This is a genomic window from Streptomyces sp. NPDC008092 (genome assembly GCF_042957285.1).
GTDB lineage: Bacteria > Actinomycetota > Actinomycetes > Streptomycetales > Streptomycetaceae > Streptomyces.
The window spans coordinates 262,077-279,718 of the sequence record NZ_JBIBHY010000001.1; the positions used below are offsets into that span (position 1 = coordinate 262,077).

The following is a 17,642-nucleotide window of genomic DNA, read 5'->3' on the forward strand; positions in this document are numbered from 1 at the left end:
GGGGAAATCCGAGAACGGCATGGTCGGGACGTCCGGGAAGGGCATGGCGCCGAGCGCACAAGGCCGACGGGCGTCGCGACGCGCCGGCGCCGTGCGGTGGCCGGCCGAGCTCGCGCCCTGCGTCAGACCCTTGGCGAAGACCTACTGTCCACCATAATCACGCCCCCTGCGCCGCTGCATTCCAGGTGTGCGGCCGGTCGCTCTGCGTCATCCCCGCCGCGTCACCCGGTCCCGAGCAGTGTCTCCCGCACCCGGTCGGCGAACCCGGCCGGGTCTTCGAGGACGCCGAGGTGCCCGCCGGGGAACTCGGTGAAGGCCGCGCCGGTGTGCCCGGCGACGGACTCCGCGGCGCGGTGCAGGAGTTGGCCCTTCGACTCGGCTCCGGCCGCGATCGTCAGGCGGGGCAGCGCGGCCGGCGGGCGGTAGGCGGTGAAGGGGCGGAGGATATGGGCGAGGAAGACGGCCATCGGGGTCCCGGGGGCCGGCCGCGCGGCGTCGAGCTGCTCGATCAGCCCGGTGCGCAGCCGCTCCCCGTCCGGCAGCAGCGTGACGCACGGGGGCTCGTGCGCGACGACGTGCCGCAGCCGGCCGGGGTGTCGGGCCAGCAGGTCGAGGGCGGCGACGCTGCCGGAGCTGGTCCCGAAGACGTACGCCGAGTCGCCCGGCGTCAGTACCTCCGCCAGGACCCGGTGCGCGCCCTCGCTCCAGTCCCGCACGGTCTGGTCGGCGACCGGGTCGCCCGGGCGGCCGTGGGCGAGGCCCAGCGGGTCGTGGGTCACGACCGTGAAGTGCGGGGCCAGATGTTCCGTGAAGGGGCCCAGACCCATGGGGTGCCCGGCGCCGCCGGGGAGCACGAGCAGCACGGGGCCGTCGCCGGTGACGTCGTAGTGCAGGTCAGACATGGTGGTCGGTCTCCTCGCGGGGCCAGTTCTCCAGTGCGATGTGCAGGGCGTCGATCGCCCGCTCCCAGGAGGCGCGGACCTCGCGCGGGGCGTTGAAGCCGCCCGTGGCCTCCAGGGCGCAGTAGCCGTGGAAGGTGGCGCGCAACAGGCGTACGGCGTCGGTGAGATCGGGTTCGTTGAGGCCGTAGCCGCGCAGCATGCCGTAGGTGATCTCCACGGTGCGGCGCATGGCCGGGTTGCCGGGGGCGACGAGCGCGGGGTCGATACGGATCTGGGTGGCCGCGTAACGCCCGGGGTGGGCGAGCGCGTACGCGCGGTAGGCGTCGGCGTACGCGGCCAGCGCGTCCCGCCCGGACCGCCCGGCCACGGCGACGGCGATCCGGTCGATCATCTCGCCGCCCGCGAGCAGGGCGAGCCGGTGGCGCAGGTCCTGGAGGCTGCGGACGTGCGCGTAGAGGCTCGCGTCCCGCACGCCGAAGCGGCGGGCCAGCGCGGACAGCGAGACCTGCTCGAAGCCGGCCTCGTCGGCCAGCTCGGCCGCAGCGGCAACCAGCCGGTCGGCGGTGATTCCGGCACGGGCCATGTACTGCCTCCCCTGGGGTTCCTAGCTGGAATCCTAGGGCTTCTAGGTTTTGGCCGTCACGCGATTTATCGCGGCGCGCCCGGCCGGGGTACCGGCATAGGGTGCCGGGAGACGGAAGGGGGAGCCGTGGCGAACGGGGCGCGGCGCGTGACACGGGCGGCGCGGCAGCGGACGGCGGACGGTCGACCGCTGTGGAGACAGCGGGACTTCGGATTCTTCTGGCTCGCCCAGACCCTCTCCGTCCTCGGCGACTCCTTCAGCCTGATCGCGCTGCCCCTGCTGGTCCTCCAGGCGACCGGCTCGGTGGCCCGGATGGGCCTGCTCACCGGTGCCGGCGGGGCCGCGATGGTGCTGGCGGCGGTCTTCGCCGGCGTGGTCGTGGACCGGGTCGACCGCCGCAGGCTCCTCGTCGCCTGCGACCTGGTCCGCATGGTCCTCTACGGCCTGGTCCCGCTCGTCTGGCTCGCCGGACCGCAGCTCTGGCTCCTGTACGTGGTCCTGCCCCTGTGCGAGGCCGTCGGCATGCTCTTCGCCGTCGGGTACGTCACCGTCGTCCGCGGACTCGTCGGACCCGGCCGGCTCACCGAGGCCAACGGCCGGCTGAACGCCACCGCGGCCGCGGCCGGCGTGCTGGGACCGCTCGGCGCGGGCCTGGTGGCCGCCCGGACCGGGCCCGCCGACGCGGTGGCCGTGGACGCGGTCAGCTACGCGGTCTCGGCGGGCTGCCTCCTCTTCGTGCGGGTCCGGGAGCGCGCAGCGGACGACCGGCCGGTCAAGGACACGGGGCTGTGGCGGGACCTGCGCACCGGGCTCTCGTACCTGTTCCGCCACCCCGTCCTGCGCTCGCTCGCCGCTCTCCTCGCCGTGTTCAGCTTCCTCAGCCTCGGCGTCACCGACCTGGTCATCTACCACCTCAAGCACGACCTCGGCCACGACGACGGCACGGTGGGGACGGTGATGGCCGTCGGCGCGGTCGGCACGATCACCGGGGCGCTGCTGGTCGCCCGGGTCCGGCGGCGGCTGGGTTTCGGGCCCACCTGGATCGTCTCCACCGCGGTGTGCGGACTGGCCTTCGCCGGGCTCGGCCGGGCGCACACGGTTCCTGCCGTGGCCGCCCTGAGCGCGCTCTACCTGGCCTGTCTGGGCATGGCGGGCACCTGCTCCATGTCACTGCGTCAGGAGATCACCCCCGAACCCCTGCTGGGCCGGGTCACCTCCGCCTACTGGACCCTCCAGTACGCGGTCGCCCCGGTCGGCGCCGCCGTCCTCACCTGGGCCGCCGAACAGTACGGCACCGCCCGGGTGGCCGGCGTGGCGGGAGTCTGCTGCACCCTCGTCGCCGTCGCCGGCCTGTGCACCCCGGTCCGGGGCGCGCGGCACGGCTGACACCCGGGCGGCACGTCAGCCGTTCACCCCCGTGTAGTGCCCCAGCGCCCACCGCCACAGCCACCTTGCGGCCAGGTAGGCGAGCAGCCCCAGGAGGGGGGAGGCGGCCGCCAGCCAGTAGGGGGCGCCGGTGGAGTGGCCGTGGCCGGTGAGGACGGCCGCCGGGAAGTAGGCGACGAAGGCGAGCGGGAGGCCGTAGGTGAGGAAGCCGCCGACCGCCCGCGGAAGGACGTTCAGGGGGTAGCTGCCGAAGGTGCCGAGCAGCTCCTCCAGCCAGCGGCCCCAGTAGTCGGCGGCCGGGAAGCGCAGCGAGGCCGACGCGACGACGGTGAAGAGGGCGGCCTCCAGGAGCATGCCGCCGAGGACCGCCGCGACCAGGTAGGCGATCCGGCCCGGCGTCCAGTCCAGGTGGCTGCGGCCGATCGCGCCCGCCATCAGGCCCACCGCCACCGTGAGGTCGCCGATGGCGTTGGTCGGGAAGTGCTCCAGCTGGACCTGGCGGTAGACCGGCATCGGGCGGAGCAGATACGCGTCGATCTTCCCCTCCTGGATGTGCCGGCCGAGACCGTGCACCCGGCCGAGGAGCAGCACGAACAGGCCGTGGGCGAGCATCCGGGTCGCCGGGATGAGCAGGACGTCCGAACTGTCCCACCCGCCCATCCCGGCGAACCGGGTCAGCAGCACGGTCGCGAACACGATCACCGACACCTGCCAGACCGCACCGATCGCGATCATCATCAGGAACTCGGTGCGGTACTCCAGCTGGGCACGGAAGTTGAGCTGCGTGACGCGCCAGACGATGCGTACGGCGTTCATGGTCCTCAGCCTCCCTGGGCGACGACTCGACGGGCGGCGCGCCGCCACAGAAACCGGGTGAGGAAGCGCAGCGCCACCAGCCAGGCCGCCTGGACGCCGAGCTGGAAGCCCGCCTCGGAGAGCGGGATGCGGCCCACGTACAGCGACAGCGGCACGTTGAGCGTGGCCTGGAACGGCAGGAAGGAGCTGAGGGTCAGGAACCAGTGCGGGAAGTACCACAGCGGGGCGTACACCCCGGACATCAGGTTCTGCGCGAAGACCAGGATCAGCAGGGCGGCCGTGTTGCGCAGCGTCCAGAAGCACAACTGGTCGATGAGCAGCATGACGTAGTGCAGGACCCACTGGCCGAGCAGCAGGCTGAGCGCGAACACCCCCGCCACGGCCGCCGACTCGGGCGGCACCACGACACCCGCCGCCAGGCAGACCGCGTAGCCCGCCAACGCCCAGGCGAGTCCGTAGAGCTGCTCGCCCAGGGCGCGCAGCGCGTAGTAGCGGTGCGGGGACAGCGGGCGCAGGTACCAGTAGACGACCGTGCCGTAGTACATGTGCTGCGCGACCGAGTCCCGGCCCGCGTACTGGTCCAGCTCCCGCAGCCGGGAGGCGAGCACGGCCAGCACGGCGAAGGTGACCGCCTGGTCGCGGGAGAGCCCGGCGGTCGTACCGGTCTGGGCGTACAGGCCGTGCCACAGGGACGCGACCAGCACCACCTGCACGGTCAGCCGCAGCAGGGCCGCGGTGATGCGGGGCGGGGTGTACAGCTCGCCGAGCGGGGTGACCCGGGCGGCGCGCCAGGCGTAGGTCAGCGTCGTCATCAGGCCGCCTCGGCCTTCGCCCTGGCCTCGGCGTAGGCCGCGCGCATCACGTCCTCCAAGTCCGCCTCGTCCACGGCCACACCGGTCACCTCGTACCGCTCGATGACCTGCTTCAGCGCCTGGTGGACGGTGGGCGCGGCCGGACCGTCCGGGCCGAACACGACCTGGGGCCCGTCGTGGCTCACCAGCGCGATGCCCGGCAGCGGGCCGACCGGGGTGTGCGGGTCGGCGAGCGTCGCCCGCACCTGCCAGGTCGAGCCGAAGTCCCGGCGGACCTCGTCCAGGGTGCCGTCGAGGACCAGCCGCCCGTGGTTGACCAGCACCACCCGCTCGGCGAGCCGCTCGACCTCGGTCATGTCGTGCGTGGTCAGCAGCACGGTACGGCCGCGCTCGGCCACCTGGTACCGCAGGAACTCGCGGACCTGCTCCTTCACCACCACGTCCATGCCGATGGTCGGCTCGTCCAGGAAGACCACCGGCGGATCGTGCAGCAGTGCGGCGGCCAGGTCACAGCGGACGCGCTGGCCGAGCGAGAGGTGCCGCACCCGGGTGTCCCAGAAGGCGGAGAGTTCGAGAAGGTCGTCGAACTCCCGCAGCCGCGCGGCGTGTTCGGCCTTCGGCACCTCGTAGATGTCCCGCAGGATCGCGAACGACTCCCGCACCGGCAGGTCCCACCACAGCTGGGTCCGCTGCCCGAACACCGCGCCGATGTTCCGGGCGTTGCGCTCCCGCTCCAGATACGGCACCACGCCCGCGACCCGGGCCTCGCCGGAGGTCGGGGTGAGGATCCCGGTGAGCATCTTGATGGTGGTCGACTTGCCCGCGCCGTTGGGGCCGAGCAGGGCGAGGAGTTCGCCCGCGGCGACGTCGAAGGTGATGTCCGAGACCGCGTGCTTCTCGACCCGCTCGGGGTTGACCAGGGACCGCAGGGCGCCCGCGAAACCCGGGCGCCGGACGGTGGTGTGGAAGGTGCGGGACAGACCGCGGACCTCGATGGTTCCGGCCACGCTGGGTACTCCCTCGTTCCGTGCACGACGTACGGCCGGTCGGCTTGTGAGGCCGACCGGCCGCGGATACGCCACGACGGTCGCAGAACGCCGAATAGCCCGGCAATGGATTAATCGACCCGCGATTTGGACTATTCGATCACCGGGGTCCGGCTAGCGGGGTTCCGGTGCCACGATCCGATCAGCGGGCCGCGGGCACGGTACGGCCCGGGCGTCCGCCGTTGCGCAGGCCCACCGACCGCAGGGCGCCCTCCAGCGCGAACGTCGCCGCGCCCAGGCAGACCGGGTCGGTGGGGATGGGGGAGAGGACGATCTCGGTGGCGGCGAACGGCCGCCCGAGCGCGTGCCGCCGGACGGCCTCCCGCACCTCCGTCAGCAGCGGCTCGCCGAGCCGGCGGGCCACCCAGCTGCTGAGCACGACCAGCTCGGGGTTGAGCAGGTTGACCAGGTTGGCGATACCGGCACCGATGTAACGGGCCGTGTCCCGCACGACCTCGACCGCGACCGGATCACCCTCCGCCAGGCCCCGGGCCAGCGCGCCCACGGTGGCCGTCTGGTCGTCCGGGTGCAGCAGCGGGCTCTGCGGGCTCAGCTCCTGGAGGTTCAGCATGATCCCGGGCGCGCCCACGTACGTCTCGACGCAGCCGTGGTTGCCGCAGTGGCACGGCCGGCCGTCCAGGACGAGCGTGGTGTGCCCCCATTCCCCGGCGCTGTTGCTGACCCCCCGGTGCAGCCCGCCGCCGAGCGCGAGCCCGGCGCCGACCCCGGTCCCGAGGTTCACCACCACGGTGTCCCCGCGCCCCCGCGCCGCCCCGAACCACTGCTCGGCCACCGCACACGCGCGCAGCGGGTTGTCCAGGTGGATGGGGTAGGCGATGTGCTCGGCGAGCAGGCCGAGCAACGGCACGTCGTGCCAGTCCCAGTTGGGCGCGTACTCGGCGACGCCGGTGGCCCGGTCCACCTGCCCCGGCACGCTCACCCCGACGCCCAGCACCCGCGCCCCCTCGATCCCGGCCTGCGCCACCACCGCGCCGACCGCCGCGGCCACCTGGCCCACCACCTGCTCCGGCCGGTTCTCGCCGGGGCGCATGTCCTCCTCGGCACGGGCCAGCACGTTCAGCGCGAGGTCGAACAGCTCGACGTGGACGTACGTCTCCGCGATGTCGACGCCGATCAGCGCGCCCCCCGAGGGGTTGACCGCGACGAGTCCCCGGGGGCGGCCGCCCGCGGAGTCCTCGAAACCGACCTCCGTGATCATCCGCAGCTCCAGGAGCTCCCCGACGAGGGTGGCGACCGTGGCCAGGCTCAGCCCGGTGACGGCCGCCAGCTCCTGCCGGGAGGTGGGAGACTCGGCGATGATGTGCCGCAGCACCTCGTAGCGGTTCGCGGTGCGGATGTCACGTGATGTGTGCTTCACGCGGCGCAACGCTATGGCCTGGGAAGCGCTTTCGACAAGGCATTACGCTAAGGGTTTGATTAAGTACCTCAGGCAGCCAGGACATCCGCCACGAAGGGGTTCGAGAACTTCCCGTCGGGGTCCAGGTCCCGGGCCAGGGCGCGGAAGTCGCCGAGGCGCGGGTACCGGCGGCGCACCTCCGCCGCCGGAACGGCGAAGACCTTCCCCCAGTGCGGCCGCGGGTCGAACGGCTCCAGCGCCTCCTCCAGCCGGCGCACCACGGGCAGTACGGCCGTCAGGTCGTCCACCCAGGTGAAGTGCAGGGCGACCGAGTCACGGCCGTGGGCCGGGCTGAGCCACTGCGGATCGGCGGCGATGGTGCGTACCTCGCAGGTCTGCAGGACGGGGGAGACCGTCCGCCGGACGGCGTCGACGGCATGCAGTGCGTCCACGGCCGCCGTCCTCGGCAGCAGGTACTCCGACTGGAGCTCGTCCCCGCTGCTCGGGGTGAACTCCGCCCGGAAGTGCGGCAGCCGCTCGTGCCAGGGGCCCGGCACCCCGAACTGCTCGGTGCAGTTGCCCGCCGGCATCCCCGGTACCGGGTGCATCGCCTCGGTCGCGGGCGCGGCCCATTCGAAGTCCACGGCGGGCCGGTCGGTGCGCCGCTTCACCCACACCTGCCGGAAGCCCGGCTCCCGCCAGTCGGTGAACAGGCTGACGCTGTAGGCGGCGCCGGACACCGCCGGGAAGTCCAGGCCGTCCAGGGGGAGTTCGGTGTATACAGTCTGCGCCATGTCATATGCCGCCTCCAGGTCGAGGGTGAGCGCGGTGACGGCCCCCAGCGCCCCCAGCGAGGTGACCGCCCCGTCGAAGCCCGCGTCCCCCCGTGCGATCGTCCTCGCCGACCCGTCGGCGAGGACCAGCTCCACCTCCCGCACCGGCGCCGCGAGCGACCCGTTGGCCACCCCCGAGCCGTGGGTGCCGGTGGCGACCGAGCCGGCCACCGAGATGTGCGGCAGCGAGGCCATGTTGGGCAGCGCGAGGCCGTGGGCATGGACCGCGCGGGCCAGCTCGGCGTACCGCACCCCGCCCGCGACCCGGACCGTACGGGCCGCCGTGTCCACCTCGATCACCGGCGGCAGCCCGGCGATGGAGACCAGCACGCCCTCCGGGCCCGGGTCGGCGATGCGGTTGAAGGAGTGCCCGCTGCCCAGCACCCGTACCCGCGCACTGCCGGCCACCAGCGACCGGAGCGCGTCGACCGAGTGCGGGCGGTGGAACTCCTTGGCGGTGTAGGTGATGTTGCGCGCCCAGTTGGTGACCGTCTGCGCCGGATCCGTCATCTCTGCCGTCCCATTCCTGTCGTTCGCCGGAGAGCCCCGGACGTTCTCCGAGGAGTGTCCGTCCCCTCCGAGGAGTGTCCGTCCCCCCGGGGAGTGCCTGTCCATTGACCCTCTCATTCGCCGGGACCTACGGTAGAGACCGGTTGCTATCCGCGCGTCACCGAGCCGGAAGGTCACTTCCTTGCCCGAGCGTCCCCAGGCATTGTTCGCCATGACCGCCCAGAACGTGCCGCACATCTTTCCGCCGGAGGTGCTCGCGCGACTGTGCGAGTACGTAGAAATCGATCCCACTCTGGTGGCGCACGACTTCACCGACCTCCGGGTACGGGAGACGCTCGCCCGCACCGAGGTCCTGGTCACCGGCTGGGGCTGCCCGGTCCTGGACGCGGCCGCCCTGGACGCGGCGCCGAGACTCCGGGCGGTGCTGCACGCGGCCGGCTCGGTCAAGGGCTTCACCACGCCCGAGGTGTGGCGGCGCGGCATCCTGGTCTCCTCGGCCGCCGCCGCCAACGCGCTGCCGGTCGCCGAGTACACCCTCGCGATGATCCTGCTCGCCGGGAAGGACGTCTTCGCCTTCCGCGACCTGCTGCGCACCCGCCGCGCCTTCCCGTACGGCGACCTCGTCCCCGGCATCGGCAACTTCCACCGCCGGGTCGGCATCGTCGGCGCCTCCCGCATCGGCCGCCGGCTCCTGGAGCTGCTGCGCCCCTACGACCTGTCGGTCGCCCTCGCCGACCCCTACGTGGACGAGGCGGAGGCGGCCCGGCTCGGTGTTCCCCTGCTGACCCTCGACGAACTGCTGCGCACCTCGGACGTCGTCACCGTGCACGCCCCCCAGACCCCGGAGACCCGGCATCTCCTCGGCGCCCGCGAACTCGCCCTGATGCCGGCCGGATCGGTACTGATCAACACCGCGCGCGGCTCCCTCGTCGACCACGACGCCCTGATCGAGGAACTGCGCACCGGCCGCCTCACCGCGATCCTCGACGTGACCGACCCGGAGCCGCTGCCCGCCGACTCCCCCCTCTTCGACCTCCCGGGCGCCTTCCTCACCCCGCACCTGGCCGGCTCGCAGGGCAACGAGGTGGCGCGGCTCGGCCTCACCGTCGTCGAGGAGGCCGGCCGGCTGCTGACCGGTGACGGCCTCCTGCACGCCGTCGACCACTCGGCCCTGGAGCGGGCCGCGTGACGGGCCGTCCGCCGGGCGCCTCCGGCCGTCTCGTAGGGTGACCTGAACACATGACGAAGGGGAGCCGAGCGGTGGCGAAGCGGACGCAGCCGGCGCCGAACGGGGACGCCTCGACGGTACGGGACGTGGCCGCGCGGGCCGGGGTCTCCGCGTCGACCGTCTCACGGGTCCTCGGCGGCACCTACCCGGTCGCCGCCGACACCCGGGCCAAGGTCCTGAAAGCCATGCGCGAGCTGGACTACGTGGTCAACGCGCACGCCCGCGCGCTCGGCGGCGCGACCAACAACACGGTCGCCTTCGTCGTCGACGACGTCACCGGACCCTTCTACGCGCACATCGCCCGCGGGGTCGAGGAGCAGGCCTCGGCGGAGGGCCGGCTGTGCATGCTGTGCACCACGCACGGCGACCCGCGCCGCATCCTCGCCGTCGTGGAGACCATGCGGGAGCAGCGCGCCGACGCGGTGATCGTGGTGGGCGGCGCCCTCCAGGACAAGGCCTACCACGACCGGATGACCCACTTCGCGCACGCCCTGGACCGGTCCGGCTCCCGGCTGGTCCTCGTCGGCCGCCCGCCGCTCGGCCCCGGCGTCCCGGCCACGGTCGTCGACTACGACAACGAGGGCGGCGCCTTCGCCCTCACCACCCACCTCCTCTCCGGCGGCCACCGGCGCATCGCCTACCTCGGCCGCGTCCCCGGCCTGTCCACCAGTGCCCAGCGCATCGCCGGCTTCACCCGCGCCCACGAACTCCTCGGTCTCGCCCCCGACCCTGACCTGATCCTCGACGGCGTCTTCTCTCGCTCCTACGGCTACCAGGCGACCCGTGAACTCCTCGCCTCCGGACGGGAGTTCACGGCGGTCTTCGCGGCCACCGACATGATCGCCACGGGCGTGATCCAGGCGGTGCGGGAGTCCGGCCGCCGCATCCCCGACGACCTCGCGGTGGCCGGCTACGACGACATCCCGGTCGCCCGGGACGTCTATCCGACGCTCACCACGGTGCACGTGCCCCAGGAGGAACTGGGCCGCGCCGCGGTCCGCCTCGCCCTGCACCGCGACGAACTGCCGGACGGGCAGCACCTGGTGCTGGGCACGCACGTGGTGCTGCGGGAGTCGACGCGGCGGGCTGCCGGCGGCTGAACGCACGGCGTCGGCTCTGCGGATTTCGTCGTTCGGCGCGCGGTGCATAGTCGTAATCGTCGATGATGTGGTCATAGCGCCGCGATATCGGTAGCGTGCGGGTATGAGTCCCGATCCGCTGTCCCCGCGCCTGCCGGAGACCGACCGCACCCGCCACCGCAGGCTCCGCGAGCAGGGCAGCCTCGACCGGGCCGATCTGGAGGCGATTCTCGACGCCGGGTTCGTCTGCCATCTGGGAGTGGTGGCCGAGGGCCGTCCGCTGGTCGTGCCGACGGTGTACGGGCGGGACGAGCGGCAGCTGTACCTGCACGGCTCGGTCGCCAGCCGCAGCCTGGCGGGCGGGACCCCGGTGTGCGTGACGGTGACGCACGTCGACGGCCTGGTGCTGGCGCGGTCCGTCTTCGAGCACGGCGTCAACTACCGCAGCGCGGTCATCCACGGCACCGCCCGCAAGGTGACCGACCCCGAGGAGAAGCTGACGGGCCTGCGCATCCTCACCGAACACACGGCCCCGGGCCAGTGGTCGTACGCCCGCCGCCCGAACCGGAAGGAGCTGGCCGCCACCACCCTCCTCGCCCTCTCCCTGGAGGAGGCCTCCGTCAAGATCCGCACCGGCGCGCCGGAGGACGGCGACGGACCGGACGCGGAGCTGGGGCTGTGGGCCGGGACGCTGCCCCTGACCTCCGCCTGGGGCACCCCGGTCACGGACCCCGTGCTGCCGCCGGACACCCCCGTACCGGGACACATCGCGCGCCGAAGGGGGACCCGGCACGGCTGACGTGGGGGCGGGGGCATACCGTGAGGAGCTGAACGCCTGAGCCGGGAGGAGACACGGGATGGGCAGCCGTACCGCGCTGGTCGAGGATCTGATGGAGAGGTTCCCGCACGTACCGAGGGAAGCCGTCTTCAAGGAGGACCTGCTCCGGGGCGGTGTGGCCTTCGACCCGTCCGCGCTGAGCGACAACGAGAGCGGCGAGGTCAAGCCGAAGTCGTACTTCATCTTCTCCTTCGACCACGGCACCCTGCCCGAACTGGGCGAGGCCGCGCTGCGCCGGCCGCCGGAGGAGATCATCCTCACCGGCGGCCCGTACGACCTGCGCCGGACCGTGGTGTCCGTGCGGGTGAACCCCACCTCGCCCTACCGCGTCGCCGCCGACGACGAGGGCGTGCTGGGGCTCTACCTCGACGGGAAGCGGATCGCCGACGTCGGGGTGCCGCCGATGCCGGAGTACTACCGGCACAAGCTCTCCAACGGGAAGTCCGTGATGGAGGTCGCCCCCACCATCCAGTGGGGTTACCTCATCTACCTCACCGTCTTCCGGGTCTGCCAGTACTTCGGCGCCAAGGAGGAGTGCCAGTACTGCGACATCAACCACAACTGGCGCCAGCACAAGGCGGCCGGACGGCCCTACACCGGCGTGAAGGACGTCGAGGAGGTCCTCGAAGCCCTGGAGATCATCGACCGGTACGACACCGCGAAGGCGTCCACCGCCTACACGCTGACCGGCGGCGCGATCACCAAGACCGTCTCCGGGCGCGACGAGGCCGACTTCTACGGCCACTACGCCAAGGCCATCGAGGAGCGGTTCCCCGGGCGGTGGATCGGCAAGGTGGTCGCCCAGGCGCTGCCGAAGGACGACGTACAGCGGTTCAAGGACTACGGGGTGCAGATCTACCACCCCAACTACGAGGTGTGGGACGAGTACCTCTTCAAGATGTACTGCCCGGGCAAGGAGCGGTACGTCGGCCGGGACGAGTGGCATCGGCGGATCCTGGACTCGGCCGAGATCTTCGGCGCCCGCAACGTGATCCCCAACTTCGTGGCCGGTGTGGAGATGGCCGAGCCCTTCGGCTTCAAGACGGTCGACGAGGCCATCGAGTCCACCACCGAGGGGCTCCGCTTCTTCATGTCCCACGGCATCACGCCCCGCTTCACCACCTGGTGCCCGGAGCCGACCACCCCGCTCGGCAAGGCCAACCCGCAGGGCGCCCCGCTGGAGTACCACATCAGGCTGCTCCAGGCCTACCGTCAGACGATGGAGGACTTCGGCCTGTCCTCCCCGCCCGGCTACGGCGAGCCCGGCCCCGGCCGCGCCGTCTTCTCCGTCAGCTCCTTCATGGACAGCCTGCCGGCCCAGGAGCCGACGAAGGTGTGACGTCCGGCGGGCGCAGGTGACTTTCGGGAACGGTGAGTCGAAACGCGGTCGCTGTCCGTACTAGGGGCCGGAGTTGTGGGTCACGGCGGGCACGAAAGCGTTCTCTCGCCGGTCCGGGAAGCCGGACCGGCGGGTGCGGCGGTTGACGCGATGCCGGTGGCCGACGGTACGGGTGACGGGGAGAACCCGTGGCACGACCATCGGTAACCGGTTTCGAATATGCCGCTTGTCAGTTGTGCGGGAGACGTGAAAAGCTCGGGCCCTGCCGTGAGGTACCCCCCAACTCCGTTGCCGATACGGTGAGTTGACCTCGCTTTGGATGCAGGAGACCCATGCCCGACCTGCCGACCCCTCAGGACGCCGCCGAGGCAGCGCTGTTCTCCGAATGCTGGGACGCGGTGCTCTCCTATGCCGACCTGTGCACGTCCGGCTCTCTGACGGCCAACCAACTGGCCACCGAGGCCTTCACGCTCGGCATGCGCGAGGCCCGCGAGGCCGACTTCGCGCCGGTCCGCAGCTCCGGACGGCGCGCCGCCCGGCTCCCGATGATCCCGCTGCTGCTCACCGCCGTGCGCAACACGGCCGCCGACTGGGAGGCCGGCGGGCTCGGGCACAAGCTCGATCCGGACCTCAGGCTGTGGCTCAACTCCGAGAAGGCCGCGCGCTACACGGGCCCGCCGCTGCAGCGGCCCGTCGCGCTGCGCGGCCTGCGCGACATGCAGGAGGCGGACGCCTCGCTGCTGTGGCTGGCCGAGGTGGAGGCGCTGCCGCTGTCCTCCGTGGCGCGCCGGCTCGGTCTCGACCAGGCCGTCGTCGCCCAGGAGCTGGAGCAGGTCCGCGGACTCTTCCGCGACCGCTGCCACCGCGCCCATCTCGACACGCCGATGGCCGCCGAGTGCCGCAGCTACGCCCGGCTCCTCGACGCGGTCACCCGGTCCTCCGCGGCCGACACGCCCGAGGACCTCTCCCGGCACCTCGCCACCTGTGTGCAGTGCGCCGAGGCCGCCGCCTGCCTGCGGCTGCACGGCGGCGGACTGCCCGCGGCGCTCGCTGGCGGGGTCATCGGCTGGGGCGGCCTCGCCTACCTGGAGCGCCGCAGGCGCGCCGCCGAGGTACGGCTCGGCGCCGGCCGCCCGGCCACCGCCGACAACGACGGCGGCGACGTCAAGGAGAGCGGCGGCCGGGGCAAGGTGCTGCGGCACGGTCTGCTCGGCGCCGCGGTGCTGATCTCGCTGGTGGCGCTCGGCGTGTCGATGATGCCGATGGGCGGCGGCTCCGGCGACGACACGACCGCCGCCTCCCACGACGACCGCCAGCCGGTCGCCGACCCCGACGCCGGGGTCCCGTCGGCCGACCCGACCGCCACGCACACCGCCTCCGCCTCCGCGGCCCCCTCCGCCTCGGCCACCACCGGGAAGCCGGCCCACAAGAACCCCGACCCGGAACCCCAGGGCACCTCCTCGGCCACGGCGAGCACCGGCCACCACGGCACCGCCTCCGCCTCCGCCAGCCCCACCGCTCCGGCGGCGGCCACCTGCCGGGTCTCCTACGACCTGGTCAACCAGTGGACCGACGGCTTCCAGTCCACCGTCACCGTCACCACCACCCAGGCCCTGACCGGCTGGCGGGTCCAGTGGTCCTTCCGGGACGGCCAGAAGGTCACCCAGATGTGGGACGCGACCGTCAGCCAGAACGGCGGCCAGGTCACCGCCGACGCCGCCGACTACAACCAGTCGGTCGCCGCCGACGGCACCCTGTCCTTCGGCTTCCTCGGCACCTGGAGCGGCAGCAACTCGGCGCCGTACGCCTTCACGCTGAACGGCACCTCCTGCTCGCTGAACTGAGCCGGGGCGGTCCGCACGCCCGGCGGCGGGCGGACCCACCGGGTCCGCCCGCCGCCGGTCATGCGTCAGACCGGTACCGCCGAAGCGACGCTCAGCACTGCGACTTGTAGAAGTACTTGCTGACCGCCGGCTCGTTCATGTTGTCCTTGGTGATCGCCACCATGTTCGTGCCGATCGACTTGCTGACCGACTTGCCCTCGAAGGCGTCGGCGAGCTGGTCCACCGCCTGCCGGCCGATCGCCGCCGGGTCCTGGGCGACCAGCACCTGGAGGGTGCCCGCCTTCAGGGAGGCGATCTCGTCCGGCTCGGCGTCGAACGCCGCCACCTTCACCGCGCCCTCCTTGCCGGCCTGCTTCAGACCGGTGGCGATGCCCTGACCGGTGTTGGTGTTGCCCGCGAACACCCCGCCGAGGTCCGGGTGCGCGGCGAGCGTCGACTGGATCTGGGAGGCCGCGGTGGCCGGCAGGTCGTTGTCGTAGAGCGTGGGCAGCACCTTGATGTCCGGGTACTTGGCCATCTCCTCGGTGAAGCCCTTGATCCGAGCGTCGGTCGTCGACACACCGGGCTTGACGCTGATGACGATGACCGAGCCCTTCTTGTTCATCAGCTTGGCCAGCGCGTCGGCGGCGACCCGGCCGCCCTTCTCGTTGTCCGACGAGATCCGGGTGATGCCGATCGACGTGTCGGTCACCGTCGTGTCCACCAGCGCCACCTTGGTGCCGGCCGACTGGATCTGCTTGAGCGACGGCGTCAGCGCGCTGGTGTCGACCGGCGAGATGAGCAGCCCGTCGGGCCGGGACGCGGCCACCGAGTCGAGCAGCGGCCGCTGCACCGACACGTCCCACTGCGCGGAACCGTCGGCCGTGAAGTCCATCCCCTTGGCCTTGGCCTCCGCCTGCGCGGCACAGGTCATGGTGATGTAGAACGGGTCGCTCTTCACCCCCGTGATCAGCCGGACCTTCTTGCCCTTGGCACTGCCCGAACTCCCCGAGCCGCCGCCGTCGTCCGACGAACCGCACGCCGAGGCCCCCGCGCCGAGGGCCAGAACCGTGCCCACCGCGACCAGCAACCGGCGCTTGCTGCGAATGCTCCCCATCACAGAGTCCTCCTTAGCCACGAGCGATTCAGTCATGTGCGATTCAGTAGTCACGAGCGATTCAGTAGTCACGTGCGATCCGGTCATGCGCGTTCCCGGGTCTTCCTGCGCAGCTGGTCGACGTAGACGGCCACGACCAGCACCACGCCCACCGCCACGTCCTGCCAGTACTGCTGGACGCCGATCACGATCAGCCCGGTGGTCAGCACCGCCGGGATGAAGACACCGATCACCGTGCCCAGCACCGAACCCCGGCCGCCGAACAGGCTGGTGCCGCCGAGCACCACCGCGGTGATCACCTTGAGGTTGTCCGTGGAGTGCCCGGCGATCGACGTCGTGCCGTACGAGGCCAGCCACATCACCGCGCCGAGCCCGGCCAGCAGCCCCATCAGGCCGTACACCTTCACCAGTTGCCGGCCCACCGGGATGCCGGCCCGCCGTACCGCGGTCGGGTTCGACCCGATCGCGAGGGTGTGCTCGCCGAACCGGGTGCCGGCCAGCACCGCGCCGAAGACCGCGGTCACCACGGCCGCCAGGATCACCATCCAGGGGATCCCGAGCACCTTGCCGAAGCCGAGGCTGTTCTGCAGGTGCGTGGAGGCCGCCCCGGCCGGGTCCTGGCCGCCGGTGGCGAGTTCGGCGATGCCCAGCGCCGCGCCGAGCCCGCCCAGCGTCACGATCAGCGGCGGCACCTTGCCGGTCGCCACCACCGCACCCTGCAGCGCACCCCACGCCGTGCCCACCGCCAGCGCGATGACGACACTGAACGCGACCGTGCCCCAGCCCGAAGTCGCCCCGCCGTGATGGATGTTGTACTCGCCCGCCGCCACCGCGGCCAGCACCAGTACCGAGCCGATCGACAGGTCGATGCCCGCCGTGATGATCACGAACGTCATGCCGACGCCGAGCACCAGGTAGATGGCCGCGTTCACGGCGATCTGGGTGATGTCGTACGTGGTGAAGAACTTGCCCGGCGCCGCGATCGTGAAGAACAGCACCAGCGCCACGAGGATGACAAAGGTCCACAGTTCGTTGAGGGTTGCCGCGCGGCGCACCCAGTCGGGCACCGCGGACCGGCCGTCCACGGCTGCCGCGGCCTTCTCGCTCTGCGCCGTCATCGTGCGCCCTCCGCTTCCCCGGTGCCGTTCGGCCCGTCCAGCGAGCCGGTCATCGCGCCGACCAGCTCCTCGATCGTCGTGTCGGCGGCCGTGTACGACGCGACGCGCCGGCCCAGCCGCAGCACCTCCACCCGGTCCGCGACCGACAGCACCTCGGGCATGTTGTGACTGATCAGCACAACGCAGATGCCCCGGTCGGCGACCCTGCGGACGGTCTCCAGGACCCGGGCGCGCTGGATGACGCCCAGCGCGGCGGTCGGCTCGTCCATGAAGATGACCTTGTGGGCGAAGGCGACGGCTCGGGCCACCGCGACGGACTGCCGCTGCCCGCCGGACAACGTTGTCACAGCAGCCGTCACGTCCTTCAGCTCCACACCGAGTTCGGCGAAGGCCTTGACCGCCTCCCGGCGCATCGTGGGCCGGTCGAGCACGCCGAGACGTCCGAGCAGGCCCCCGCGCACGATCTCCCGGCCGAGGTAGAGGTTGGCCGCCGCGTCCAGGTCGGGCGCGAGCGACAGGTCCTGGTAGACGGTTTCCACGCCCTGTCGCTGGGCGTCCATCGGACCGGAGAACCGCACCGGCGCGCCGTCCAGGCGGACCTCGCCGGCATCGGGGGCGAGCACGCCCGACAGGACGTTCACCAGAGTGGACTTGCCGGCACCGTTGTCACCGATGAGGGCGACGACCTCGCCGGGGTATGCCGTGAAATCGGCGCCCGAGAGCGCCTGGACGTGGCCGAAACGCTTGACCACTCCATGTGCGGTGAGCAGTGGTTCCCTTGCAGAGGCCATGTTGTGCCTTCTGGTTGGTATCGTTAACAGCTTGGCTGATTCTTGGGGCGCCCACAGCGGGGTG

The 17,642-nt window shown here is 72.1% G+C and carries 16 protein-coding genes; 6 read left to right on the top strand and 10 right to left on the bottom strand.

What is annotated here, in order from left to right; all coding sequences use genetic code 11:
- Nucleotides 1–221: 221 nt before the first annotated feature.
- Both ACFZB3_RS01120 and ACFZB3_RS01125 read right to left on the bottom strand, forming a co-directional pair.
- Entirely contained in the window at nucleotides 222–902 is a 681-nt protein-coding gene (locus tag ACFZB3_RS01120; RefSeq protein WP_391367719.1) for an alpha/beta fold hydrolase, read from the bottom strand.
- Nucleotides 895–1,485, bottom strand: a complete 591-nt coding sequence (locus ACFZB3_RS01125) for a WHG domain-containing protein (protein WP_391367722.1) — start codon at nucleotides 1,483–1,485, stop codon at nucleotides 895–897. The genes ACFZB3_RS01120 and ACFZB3_RS01125 overlap by 8 nt, the downstream gene beginning before the upstream one ends.
- Nucleotides 1,486–1,611: 126 nt before the next feature.
- Between ACFZB3_RS01125 and ACFZB3_RS01130 the strand changes: the two genes are divergently transcribed.
- Nucleotides 1,612–2,871: an MFS transporter gene (locus ACFZB3_RS01130; RefSeq protein ID WP_391367725.1), complete on the top strand. Its 1,260-nt coding sequence runs from the start codon at nucleotides 1,612–1,614 to the stop codon at nucleotides 2,869–2,871.
- 15 nt (nucleotides 2,872–2,886) lie between these two features.
- On the opposite strand, the gene ACFZB3_RS01135 is transcribed toward ACFZB3_RS01130, so the two are convergent.
- From ACFZB3_RS01135 to ACFZB3_RS01155, 5 genes are all read right to left on the bottom strand, one after another.
- Nucleotides 2,887–3,687 carry an ABC-2 family transporter protein gene (locus ACFZB3_RS01135; RefSeq protein WP_391367728.1) on the bottom strand — a complete coding sequence of 267 codons (801 nt, stop codon included), beginning with the start codon at nucleotides 3,685–3,687 and terminating at the stop codon, nucleotides 2,887–2,889.
- Between the two features lie 5 nt (nucleotides 3,688–3,692).
- Nucleotides 3,693–4,499, bottom strand: coding sequence for an ABC-2 family transporter protein (locus ACFZB3_RS01140; protein ID WP_391367730.1), 807 nt, complete (start codon nucleotides 4,497–4,499; stop codon nucleotides 3,693–3,695).
- Nucleotides 4,499–5,506 (bottom strand): ATP-binding cassette domain-containing protein, encoded by a 1,008-nt coding sequence (locus tag ACFZB3_RS01145; protein WP_391367733.1) that lies wholly within the window; start codon nucleotides 5,504–5,506, stop codon nucleotides 4,499–4,501. Before ACFZB3_RS01145 ends, ACFZB3_RS01140 begins: the two co-directional genes overlap by 1 nt.
- Before the next feature lie 181 nt (nucleotides 5,507–5,687).
- Nucleotides 5,688–6,923 carry an ROK family protein gene (locus ACFZB3_RS01150; RefSeq protein WP_391367735.1) on the bottom strand — a complete coding sequence of 412 codons (1,236 nt, stop codon included), beginning with the start codon at nucleotides 6,921–6,923 and terminating at the stop codon, nucleotides 5,688–5,690.
- Between the two features lie 68 nt (nucleotides 6,924–6,991).
- Nucleotides 6,992–8,245: an FAD-binding protein gene (locus ACFZB3_RS01155; RefSeq protein WP_391367738.1), complete on the bottom strand. Its 1,254-nt coding sequence runs from the start codon at nucleotides 8,243–8,245 to the stop codon at nucleotides 6,992–6,994.
- Nucleotides 8,246–8,426: 181 nt separating this feature from the next.
- Here ACFZB3_RS01155 and ACFZB3_RS01160 point away from each other — a divergent pair, with 181 nt between their 5' ends.
- The 5 genes from ACFZB3_RS01160 (at nucleotide 8,427) to ACFZB3_RS01180 (ending at nucleotide 14,573) form a co-directional block, all read left to right on the top strand.
- On the top strand, nucleotides 8,427–9,434 hold the full coding sequence (locus tag ACFZB3_RS01160; protein WP_391367742.1) for an NAD(P)-dependent oxidoreductase: 1,008 nt from the start codon (nucleotides 8,427–8,429) through the stop codon (nucleotides 9,432–9,434).
- Nucleotides 9,435–9,505: 71 nt separating this feature from the next.
- Nucleotides 9,506–10,573, top strand: coding sequence for a substrate-binding domain-containing protein (locus tag ACFZB3_RS01165; protein ID WP_391367745.1), 1,068 nt, complete (start codon nucleotides 9,506–9,508; stop codon nucleotides 10,571–10,573).
- 103 nt (nucleotides 10,574–10,676) lie between these two features.
- Nucleotides 10,677–11,351, top strand: coding sequence for a pyridoxamine 5'-phosphate oxidase family protein (locus ACFZB3_RS01170; protein ID WP_391367753.1), 675 nt, complete (start codon nucleotides 10,677–10,679; stop codon nucleotides 11,349–11,351).
- Between the two features lie 58 nt (nucleotides 11,352–11,409).
- On the top strand, nucleotides 11,410–12,729 hold the full coding sequence (locus tag ACFZB3_RS01175) for a radical SAM protein (protein WP_391367755.1): 1,320 nt from the start codon (nucleotides 11,410–11,412) through the stop codon (nucleotides 12,727–12,729).
- Nucleotides 12,730–13,061: 332 nt separating this feature from the next.
- Nucleotides 13,062–14,573: a cellulose binding domain-containing protein gene (locus ACFZB3_RS01180; RefSeq protein ID WP_391367758.1), complete on the top strand. Its 1,512-nt coding sequence runs from the start codon at nucleotides 13,062–13,064 to the stop codon at nucleotides 14,571–14,573.
- A 91-nt stretch (nucleotides 14,574–14,664) separates the two neighbouring features.
- Here ACFZB3_RS01180 and ACFZB3_RS01185 read toward each other — a convergent pair whose 3' ends face one another.
- From ACFZB3_RS01185 to ACFZB3_RS01195, 3 genes are all read right to left on the bottom strand, one after another.
- Nucleotides 14,665–15,669, bottom strand: a complete 1,005-nt coding sequence (locus ACFZB3_RS01185) for a substrate-binding domain-containing protein (RefSeq protein ID WP_391367760.1) — start codon at nucleotides 15,667–15,669, stop codon at nucleotides 14,665–14,667.
- Nucleotides 15,670–15,752: 83 nt separating this feature from the next.
- Entirely contained in the window at nucleotides 15,753–16,787 is a 1,035-nt protein-coding gene (locus ACFZB3_RS01190) for an ABC transporter permease (RefSeq protein ID WP_391367763.1), read from the bottom strand.
- Nucleotides 16,784–17,578, bottom strand: a complete 795-nt coding sequence (locus ACFZB3_RS01195) for an ATP-binding cassette domain-containing protein (protein ID WP_391367765.1) — start codon at nucleotides 17,576–17,578, stop codon at nucleotides 16,784–16,786. The genes ACFZB3_RS01190 and ACFZB3_RS01195 overlap by 4 nt, the downstream gene beginning before the upstream one ends.
- Between the last annotated feature and the right edge of the window lie 64 nt (nucleotides 17,579–17,642).

Bases quoted from the DNA above. Each gene is read 5' to 3' on its own strand.
- ACFZB3_RS01125 (WP_391367722.1), bottom strand. From the start codon at position 1,485: ATGGCCCGTGCCGGAATCACCGCCGACCGGCTGGTTGCCGCTGCGGCC.
- ACFZB3_RS01170 (WP_391367753.1), top strand. From the start codon at position 10,677: ATGAGTCCCGATCCGCTGTCCCCGCGCCTGCCGGAGACCGACCGCACC.
- ACFZB3_RS01195 (WP_391367765.1), bottom strand. From the start codon at position 17,578: ATGGCCTCTGCAAGGGAACCACTGCTCACCGCACATGGAGTGGTCAAG.
- ACFZB3_RS01175 (WP_391367755.1), top strand. From the start codon at position 11,410: ATGGGCAGCCGTACCGCGCTGGTCGAGGATCTGATGGAGAGGTTCCCG.
- ACFZB3_RS01135 (WP_391367728.1), bottom strand. From the start codon at position 3,687: ATGAACGCCGTACGCATCGTCTGGCGCGTCACGCAGCTCAACTTCCGT.
- ACFZB3_RS01140 (WP_391367730.1), bottom strand. From the start codon at position 4,499: ATGACGACGCTGACCTACGCCTGGCGCGCCGCCCGGGTCACCCCGCTC.
- ACFZB3_RS01120 (WP_391367719.1), bottom strand. From the start codon at position 902: ATGTCTGACCTGCACTACGACGTCACCGGCGACGGCCCCGTGCTGCTC.
- ACFZB3_RS01185 (WP_391367760.1), bottom strand. From the start codon at position 15,669: ATGGGGAGCATTCGCAGCAAGCGCCGGTTGCTGGTCGCGGTGGGCACG.
- ACFZB3_RS01190 (WP_391367763.1), bottom strand. From the start codon at position 16,787: ATGACGGCGCAGAGCGAGAAGGCCGCGGCAGCCGTGGACGGCCGGTCC.
- ACFZB3_RS01155 (WP_391367738.1), bottom strand. From the start codon at position 8,245: ATGACGGATCCGGCGCAGACGGTCACCAACTGGGCGCGCAACATCACC.
- ACFZB3_RS01180 (WP_391367758.1), top strand. From the start codon at position 13,062: ATGCCCGACCTGCCGACCCCTCAGGACGCCGCCGAGGCAGCGCTGTTC.